Raw genomic sequence first — 9245 nt, 5'->3', positions numbered from 1 at the left:
CTGCGCTGCAGCCCGAGCAAGACCGGCCACATCGTCAAAGCCATCGCCGTCCTACAAAACCACCGCGTCACCCACAGCACCCGAGGATGAAAAGGGTTCAGTGTGGTTCAAGGCGAACTACCCGACCAAGGACAACGCGGATAACCAGCTGGTGACCTGCTACGAGAAGTTCAATCAGCCGAAGACGCAGCACTGGATCTACAACCGCTGGGCGCTCTGGACACCGGCCGAAGGAACGACCGCCCTCGGCCATGACGTGACGACCACGGACTTCACCATTCGATCACGCCCTTGGAAGGGCACCGAATCAAAGCTCGTCAAGCTCAACAAGTGGGCGCCGACAAGCCCCGGCACCCAGTGCAAGGCGGGTGCGACCACGACCCTGGGCGGCACGTACGAAGGGGTCACCGGCAGCATCACCATTCCCCTGACGGACGCGTGCCGGACGAACGAACTCCGCGTCGACACCGCCACGAGGGCCATCGGCATCGACTTCAGCGGGTCCCAGAAGGGTCAGCTGCGCCTCGATGTGGCGGGCGACTTCGACGCGGCCAAGAAGTACGATCCCAGCGACCTCACCACCAGGCCGGACTTCGCCGACTACAGCTGGATGGAACTGACCTACTGCGAGACCGGAGACCTCGGCCTCTGTCTCGAACGTAAGCACCAGCTCTTGAACAAGGACGCGGGCTGGTAACGGAACACGATCCGTCCGGCGGCTTATGGTGAATCACCAGTGGCAGCGACACGCCCCCGGCACCAAGCCTCGGGCGTGCCGCTGCTCCGGGCGTCCTCGCGATTTCGATGAGGCGTGTCCGACGGTCGGGACACGACCCGGTCCGCTGAGCGAAAACAACGTCCGGAACAGCGGCTCAAGGTCCTCGCGGGCTGGTGCGGAACCTGGCGCAACCGGGCCGGCCCGAGTGCGTCTAGCCTGGCGGGATGGACGAGATCGGGGAGCTCGCGGGGCGGCTGCGGGCGTTCGCGGCCGAGCGCGAGTGGGAGAGGTTCCACACGCCGAAGAACCTCGCGATGGCGCTGGCGGGCGAGGTCGGCGAGCTGGCCGCCGAGTTCCAGTGGCTCACGCCGGAGGAGTCGGCGGCGGTGATGGACGACCCCGCGGCGGCGCGCCGCGTCCGCGCCGAGATGGGCGACGTCGCCCTCTATCTGACCCGCCTCGCCGACGTCCTCGGCATCGACCTGGTGAAGGCGGCCCACGCCAAGCTCGACGAGAGCGAGCGCCGCTATGACCCCGCCACCTATCGCGGCTCGGCCCGCAAGGCACCGCCCCTGACCGGCTGAGAACTGTCCGCGATTGCCGATAGCCTCTGCCCCTAGTGAGTTGCGGCCCGACGGGCTTCCGCGGACCCGCGTGAGAGCGGGCGAGGACATGCCCCCATACCGCACGAGTCTTTCGTGCTGCCTGGGGGAAGTTCTTGACGGTTTTCCGTCGCACCGCCGAGTCGCTGTTGTCACCGGTGGAACGCCATTTCGCGCAGGTCATCGCCGAGCAGTTGAAGATGCGGGACGGTGTCTCCGTCTCGGCGTCGGAAGTACGCTCGTGGGAGCGAAGCCTCCCGGTCGTCGCCGAGGACCTGGTCGAGGCGGGTCTCGGCGGGGTCGAGATGCTCATCGAGTACAAGCTGCCGCTGACCAGCAAGCGCGCGGACGTCGTCCTCGCGGGGGTCGATCGGCGCACCGGCGGCGACGCGTACGTCGTCGTCGAGCTCAAGCAGTGGGGCCGTGTTGAGGTGTGGGACGAAGACCCGAGCCGCGTCCTGGTGCACAACATGACGGGAAAGCCGAAGCTTCATCCCGCGTTGCAGGCCAAGGGGTACACCGACTACATCAACGGGTTCCTGGTGGAACTCGCCGAGCATCCCGACGCGCTGCACGCCGTCGCATATCTGCACAACGCCCAGCGCGGCGACGTGTTCGACCTGTACGACGCCGTCGAAGACGAAAAGACCCAGCTGTTCACCCAGTCGACGCGGGGCGCCTTCGTCGACTACCTGCGTGACCGGTTCGCTCCGGTTCCGGGGCGCGCGGCGGCCGACCGGTTCCTCGGCAGCGAGGTGCGGCCGTCCAAGCAGCTGCTCGCGTACGCGGCCCGGGAGATCCGGGAGCGGGAACAGTTCGTGCTGCTCGCCGAGCAGCGCCTGGCGTTCGAGATCGTCATGCACGCGGTCGACAGGGCGCGCCGGGAGGACCTGAAGACCGTCGTGGTGATCACGGGTGGTCCGGGCAGCGGCAAGAGCGTCATCGCGCTGGCGCTGCTCGGCGAGCTGGCGCGGCGGAACGTGTCCGTCCTGCACGCGACGGGCTCCAGGTCGTTCACCCAGACGATGCGCAAGGTCGTCGCCAAGGGGTCGACGCAGATGAAGGGGATGTTCACCTACTTCAACAGCTTCATGAAGGCCGACCGGAACGGCTTGGACGTCCTGATCTGCGACGAGGCGCACCGCATCCGCGAGGTGTCGGCGAACCGGTTCACCCCGGCGCGGCTGCGCACCGGACGCCCGCAGGTCGACGAGCTGATCGACGCGGCGCGGGTACCGGTCTTCCTGCTGGACGGGCAGCAGAACGTCCGTCCCGGGGAGATGGGCACGCTGGACCAGATCCGGGACCACGCCGAGTCCAAGGGACTGCGGGTCCAGCACGTCTCGCTGGACGAGCAGTTCCGGTGCGGCGGGAGCCGCAAGTACGAGGAGTGGGTGCTGCGGCTGCTCGGGTTGCACGAGGGGCCGGCGGAGCCGTGGACGGGCGACGACGGTTTCGAGGTCTCGCTCGCCGAGTCACCGCAGGAGATGGAGGCGGTCCTGCGGTCCCACCACGAACGGAACCGCACGGCGCGAATGACGGCCGGGTTCTGCTGGCCGTGGAGCGAGCCGCGCAAGGACGGTTTCGAGCACGCGCTGGTCCCCGACGTCGTCATCGGCGACTGGGCGCGTCCCTGGAACGTCAAGGGCGACCGGGCCGTCGGCGACGCCCCGCCGAGCGAGCTGTGGGCCACCGAGCCGGGCGGCTTCGGCCAGGTCGGCTGCGTCAACACCGCGCAGGGCTTCGAGTACGACTGGAACGGGGTCATCCTCGGACCGGACCTCGTCTACCGGGACGGGCGGCTCGTCCCCAACCGAGCCGCGAGCCGCGACCCGGCCCTCCGCCCGAAGACCGTCACCGACGAGCAGGCCGCCGACCTCATCCGCAACACCTACAAGGTCCTCCTCACCCGTGGCATGGTCGGCACGCTGATCTACTCGATGGACGAGGAGACCCAGGCTTTCCTGTCGCGGCTGGTCAGGTGAGAGGACGCCTCTGACACGGTCGGTGCGGGGCGTCGTGGCCGGTCAGGGGGAGGTGGCCGGCCAGGGGGCCGTGTCCACGGTCGGGTGGTTGCGGAGGCGGAGGGTCTCGCGGAAGGTGCGCTGGCGGCCGGGGACGCCGTGGACGAGCATGGTCCGGCGGGCGGCGACCTCGTCGGCGATGTCGAGCAGGCCCCGGCGGTCGGCGTGCGCGGACAGCCGCATCGCGGCGACGCGCGCGCGGACGGGCACGGTGACCTCGCCGCCGCCGGACGGCAGCGTGCAGGTCCCGGCGGCGTCGAGCAGCGCCCGGCCGGGGGTCTCCTCCGCCTGGTAGCCGGACAGGAACAGCGCGCTGCGCGGCTCGGGCAGGACACGGGCGGCCCACTGGACGGCCGGGCCGCCGCTGAGCATGCCCGAGGTCGTGATGACGACGCCCGTCCGGAAGGCGTCGAGCTCGGCGGGACGGTCGCGGACCGCGGCGACGTGGCCGCCGAGGATCCGCAGGGGCCGCCGCGCGCTCTCGGTCACCGTCTCGAACAGCTGGCTGAGGTCCACGGCCATGCCGTCGACGAGCACGGGGACGTCCGGGAGGTGCGCGCGCATGAGCAGGGCGATCTCCTGGGCGCGGCCGAGGGCGAACGCCGGGACGAGGACGCGGCCGCCGTCCTCGCACACCTCCCGGACGGCGCGGACGAGGTCGCCGACGCGGGCGGCGCGGCCGTCATGGTCCTCGCCGCAGCAGGTCGTCTCCAGGACGAGCAGATCCGGTTCGCGGGCCGCGTCCGGCAGCGCGTACCCGTCCACGGTCTCCTGGCGGAATCCCGAGATGTCGCCCGTGACGACGACACGGTGGTCGCCCGCGCGGACGACGACGCCCGCTGCGCCGAGGATGTGCCCGGCGGGGAACAGCTCGACGGTCAGCGCGCCGAGGCGGCGGGGGGCACCGAACGGGACGTCCTCGCAGCGGCGGGCGGCCCGCTCGACCTCCCCCGGCCCGGTCAACGGCGCCGCGGCGCCGCCCCAGCGGGCCGCCCGCGCGGCCCGGCGGTGCGCGAGCCGGGCGGAGTCCGCCCACATCAGCGGCATGATCCGGACGGTCTCGGCGGTGCCGAGGACGCGCAGCCCGGGGCGCCGCGCGACGAGGGCGGGCACGTACCCGCAGTGGTCGTTGTGGGCGTGGGTGACGACCACGCCGTGCAGGGGGCCGTCGAGGGCACGGTCGATGTCGCGGGGCGGGGCGGGGTCCGCGCCGGGCCGCAGCCCCGCGTCGACGAGGATCCGCGTGCCGCCCGCCTCCACGAGCAGGCAGGACCCGCCGATCTCGGTGCCGCCGCCGAGCGGGGTGACGCGCAGGCCGAGGTCGGCGGTGACGGCGGCGCGGGGCGCGGGCGGGTCGACGACGGCGCGCAGGATCCGCAGCAGCGCCGCGGGTTCGAGGCCCGCCGCCGCGGAGGCCGCGAGGAGATGGGCGTTGTGCTCGGCGCGTGGGCGGGGCGCGTTCCGCGGGTCGCGGGACGCGGCGTCGTCGCCGGTGGCGGGCGCCTGCTCCAGGATGCCGAGCAGGGCGGACGCGACGGGCCGCGGCTCCCGGAAGCGGCGCTGGGCGATGGCGAGCTGCTCGGTGAGCGCCGCGACGCGCTCGTCGAGCTCGGTGAGGGCCGCGCGGGTCCCGGCGAGCAGCCGGGTGGCCTTCGCGGCGTCCTGCCGCGCGTACTCCAGCCTGCCGTTCGCGGTGCGCAGCCGCTTCTTGAGCTCGCCGTTCGCCCGCTCGGCACGCTCCAGGGCACGGTCCCGGCCGGGAGCGCGGGCCCGTCCGGCGGCCCCTTCGCGCGGCGCCGCGTGCCGCTCACCGGGACGGCCGTCCTCCGGGCCCGCGGAGGGGACGCGGTGCGCCGCCGAGGTCAGGCAGGCGAACGCCGCCCGGACCACGGCCGCGTCCGGGTGAAGGAGGAGCGCGGCGAGGTCGCGGACCGGCCCGGGCGGGTCGCCCGCCGCGACGAGCGCCGCCGCGCGCGCCCGCAGGCCGGGCGACCGCGCGATCGCCCGCAGGAGGAAGGACGTGTGCTCCCGGACGAGGTCGCCGGACAGCCGCCCGGCGACCGGACGGGACCCGACGACCTCGGCGACCGCGGCGAGCACGGGCCCGGCCGCGTCGGGCAGGGCGAACGCGGGCCCGAACGACGCGGCGGGCAGCACGCCCTCACCCGGGACGGACGTCACATCCGGCCCGGACGCGGCCGCTATCGCACCCCCGGCGAGGTCAGACGCCGCATCCGACTCGGACACGGTGGGCACCGAGGCCGCGCCCAAGACGGGCGCCGCCTGAGGCTCAGACACGGTGGACATCGAGGCCGTATCCGTGGGGGCGAAGCGGGGTGCAGGGTGGGTGGGGCCGGGTGCCGTGGACGGGCCGGTCACCGGCCCGTCTCCATCAGGCGGGTCGCCTCGGCGAGGACGGGTTCGCAGGCGAGGCGGCCGTCCACCGGGACCAGCGCGCCGAGCACCCGGAACGCCTCGACCAGGTCGGCGGTGCCGGTGTAGCCCCGCCCGGACAGCGCGGCGGGCGCTAGGGCCGGGACGGACTCCTCGCCGTGCATGTCGAGGAGGGTGGCGAGGTCGCCGGGATCGTAGGGGGCTTCCTCGGCGGCGAGCACCCGCCAGGCGGCGGCGAGGGCCGGGTCGGCGAGCACGCCGGTGGAGCGGACGAACGCGCCGGGCTCGCGCCGCAGCCGCTCGGCGCAGTGCCGCAGCGCCTCGTCGCGGTCGCCGCCGTGCTCGGCGAGCCGGTGCACGACGTGGCCGATCAGGCAGGGCCAGCCGCCGGTCGCGGCGAGCAGCGCCTCCTGGCCCGCCTCGTCGGGGAAGCCCTGCTGGGAGTCCTCCGACATCCACTGCCGGACGGCGGGGCGGTCGAAGCGGCGCAGCTCGACCAGCTCGACGCCGTCCCGCGTGGCGGCCTCCGTCCACGCGGGCGTGAGGGTCGGGTCGGCGACGAGGACGACGGCGAGGGTGCCGCGCGGGCGGGCGGCGGTCGCGGCGAGCGCCTCTCCGAGCCTGCGCCCGAACCGTTCCCCGGACCGCTCCCCGGGCCGCCCCTCGGGGACGTCCACCACGATCACGGTGTGGCCGCCGTGGCGGTCGGCGCGGCCGCGTGCGCCGTCGAAGGTCAGCTCGCCCCGCACGACCCGGTGGACCTTCAGGTCCGTCCGCTGGGTCTCCTCCGCCTTCAGCGTGAGGTACACGCGGTCGTCGTGCAGGGCCCGCGACCCGGCGACGACGTGGACGAGGTCGTGCGGGCGGGTGATGCGGGCGAGCTGCGCGCTGGTCAGCGGCCCGCGCTCGGGGCCGTCGTGGTAGACGCCCCGGTAGGAGTGCGCGTCGAAGGCGTCCGGCAGCTCGAACTCGCCCGCGTTGGCGAGGACGTCCTCGACGTCGTCGATGCCGCCGAGGAGGTTGAGGATGTGCGGCGTGCGGAGCCGGTAGCGGTCGCCGGACAGGCCGAGGACGCCGAGGTTGACGCATTCGTCCAGCAGGCCCCGGAACCCGTCGCTGGTGCAGTCCTCGAAGCCCTCCCGCCACACGCGCTCGCACTGCTCCCACAGTTCGCCGACGCTGAGGGTCTCCTCGGTGCCGACGAGCAGCGCGTGCAGGGCCACGGTGTAGGCGATGACCTTGTAGCGCTTGTCGAGGTTCAGCGTCCACTCGAAGCGGTCGCGGAAGCCGCGGACGAGGGACTTGTCGCGCCAGACGGCCTCGACGTCGTCCCGGGTGATCTCGTAGGGGAGGTTCCGGACGGTGGCGAGGTTGCGGCGCAGCCGGGTCAGCAGCTCCTCGGCGAACAGCTGGACGAGCGCGGGCGCGTTGTTCGCCTCGGCGATCACCCGCGCGGCGAGCGGCTCGGGGAACCGGAAGCCCAGCGCGGCCAGCGGCCGCACCAGCAGGTCGAAGGCGTCCTGGGCGTCGAGCGGGCCGACCGCGACGGGCGTGCCGAGGTGGGCGAGCGGCTGGTTCGGCAGGCTCTCGAACCGCGCGGTCTGGTGCAGCCCCGCGAAGACGACCTTGAACCGGTCGCCGGTGTCGTCCATCAGGTCGCGCAGCGCGGTGACGTTCTCGAACCGGGCGTCCACGGCGTCCTGGTTCAGGAAGTGGTCGGCCTCGTCCAGCAGGACGAGCACCTGGCGGCCGGGGTCGTCGCGGGCCCAGTCGCGGACGGCGTCGCGCACCTGGTCGCGCTGCGCGGCGCCCGCCGGGATCACCCCGGCGCGGGCGAGCTTGTCGGCGAGCTTCGGCCACAGCGACTCGGCGGGCGCGGCCTTGCCGACGGTCTGGATGTTCTCCAGGATCACCTTGCGGGACGGGTCGGTGCGCTCGATGTCGCGCTGCGCCTTGCGCAGCAGCGCCGACTTGCCGAGCTGGCGCCCCCCGTACACGAACGAGCAGCGGGCGCGGCCGGTGACCTGGCCGAGCTGGTCGTCGCGGCCGTAGAACATCTCGTCCGGGACGTCCCCGACGGGCGCGTACGGGTTCGTCGCGGTGAACGGCGCGGTCAGCGCGACCGCCACCGACCAGTCGGCCTCCGGCATGCACGCCAGGTAGCCGATCGCGGCGTCGTCGATGACGGCGGTGACCGGCGCGGGGCGCCGCCGGGCCGCGACGGCGAGCTGCCGCCGCTCCTCCGCCGACAGCGCGCCGAAGTAGAACACGAGGATCGTCTGGTCCTCGGGCTGGCCCTTCAGCAGCTCGATCAGCTGCTGGGGGCCGGGCCGCCGCCACACCAGCACGACCCGGAGCCGGTCGCCGGACGGGCTCATCCGCGACCCGAACGCGGGCAGCGGCGTCTCCCCCACCCGCCGGACGCCCTCCAGGTCGACCCAGGTGCGGTGCTGCTCCTTGGGGCCGTCGTGCGGCTCGCCCTCCAGGCCGATCATCTTGAGGATCGCGGTGACGCCGCGGCGGATGGTCGCGTCCGTCTTCGGGCCGGGGCCGATCGCCTGCCAGTGGCGCAGCCCCTCGCGGGCCTCCTCGCGACGCGCGTTCCGCAGTGCCGGGATCTTGATCTCGGCGCCGGCGAGGAGCGCGCCGAGGTCCAGATCGGCGACGTCGCTGCCGCGCTGCAGGGCGTCCTTCAGGCCGGTCAGCCCTTCGCTGGTCTCCTGCTTGCGGGCGCGGCTGCCCGCCCGGACGGCGATGCCCGCGAACGCCTCGGGGAAGGCGGGATAGAAGCGGCCGAGGTGCCCGGTGCCGCCCGCCGCCTCGGGCAGCGGGTTACCCGCCCCCACCTGGGCCTGGAACTCGCGGGCGGTGGTGAGGTCGCCCGCGTCGATCCGCTTCTCGATGCGGTCGATGTCGGCCGGGTCGATGCGCACGCCGCCCTCCAGCCACTGCGCGAACCGCCGGTGCTCCCCCTCGATCGCGGCGCGCCGGACCGCCATGAGCCGCTCGTGCAGCGCGTCCAGGTCGGCCTCGACGCGGTCGAAGTCGAACCGGTCCCCGGCGAGCGCCCGCAGGGTCTCCTCGGCGGCGCGGGCGCGCTCGTCGTCCAGCACCCCGTCCCGCACCCAGATCGCGACCTGGTCGCGGACGTCCTCGACGCGCCTGTCGCGCGCCGCGCGGGCCCGCGCGGCGAGCTCGTCGCGGAGCTCCCGCAGCCGCCCGGCGGCCTCGGGGTCGCGGCGCTCCAGCACCGTGACGATCCCGCGGGTGCCCTCGTGGTCGTGCCGCGCGGCGCGGGCCTCGAACGCCGCCGCCCACTCCTCGCCGGGGGCGAGCGCGACCGGGACGAGGTCGGCGACGCCCGGCGCGACGCGGGGCTCCAGCGTGGACTGGTGCAGCGGCACGCCGGTGGCCAGCAGCAGATGCCGGTTCAGGACGTCGGCCACGGGCGGCTCGGCGGCGGCCGGCGGCTCGCCGTCGAGCAGCCGCAGCGCCGCGCCGAGCAGC

General features: G+C 73.9%; 5 protein-coding genes. 3 read left to right on the top strand and 2 right to left on the bottom strand.

The annotated features are described in order from the left end of the window. The 3 genes from E1291_RS34860 to E1291_RS34850 all read left to right on the top strand — a co-directional run. Positions 1-697 (top strand): hypothetical protein (locus E1291_RS34860; RefSeq protein WP_207401102.1); only part of this gene is annotated, 697 nt, incomplete at its 5' end. Positions 698-942: 245 nt separating this feature from the next. Continuing rightward, positions 943-1302: a nucleotide pyrophosphohydrolase gene (locus E1291_RS34855; RefSeq protein WP_131742327.1), complete on the top strand. Its 360-nt coding sequence runs from the start codon at positions 943-945 to the stop codon at positions 1300-1302. A 134-nt stretch (positions 1303-1436) separates the two neighbouring features. Further along, positions 1437-3305, top strand: a complete 1869-nt coding sequence (locus tag E1291_RS34850) for a DUF2075 domain-containing protein (protein WP_131742326.1) — start codon at positions 1437-1439, stop codon at positions 3303-3305. A 42-nt stretch (positions 3306-3347) separates the two neighbouring features. Here E1291_RS34850 and E1291_RS34845 read toward each other — a convergent pair whose 3' ends face one another. Beyond that, the gene (locus E1291_RS34845) at positions 3348-5591 is read right to left on the bottom strand and encodes an MBL fold metallo-hydrolase (RefSeq protein ID WP_131742325.1); all 2244 of its coding nucleotides are present in this window, start codon (positions 5589-5591) and stop codon (positions 3348-3350) included. A gap of 128 nt (positions 5592-5719) precedes the next feature. Then, on the bottom strand, positions 5720-9245 hold a 3526-nt coding region (locus E1291_RS34840), incomplete at its 5' end, for an ATP-binding protein (protein WP_165495438.1).

The organism is Actinomadura roseirufa (assembly GCF_900659635.1).
Classification (GTDB): domain Bacteria; phylum Actinomycetota; class Actinomycetes; order Streptosporangiales; family Streptosporangiaceae; genus Spirillospora; species Spirillospora roseirufa.
Note: the sequence above shows the minus strand (reverse complement) of the source record. Positions and strands in the feature narration are given on the sequence as shown.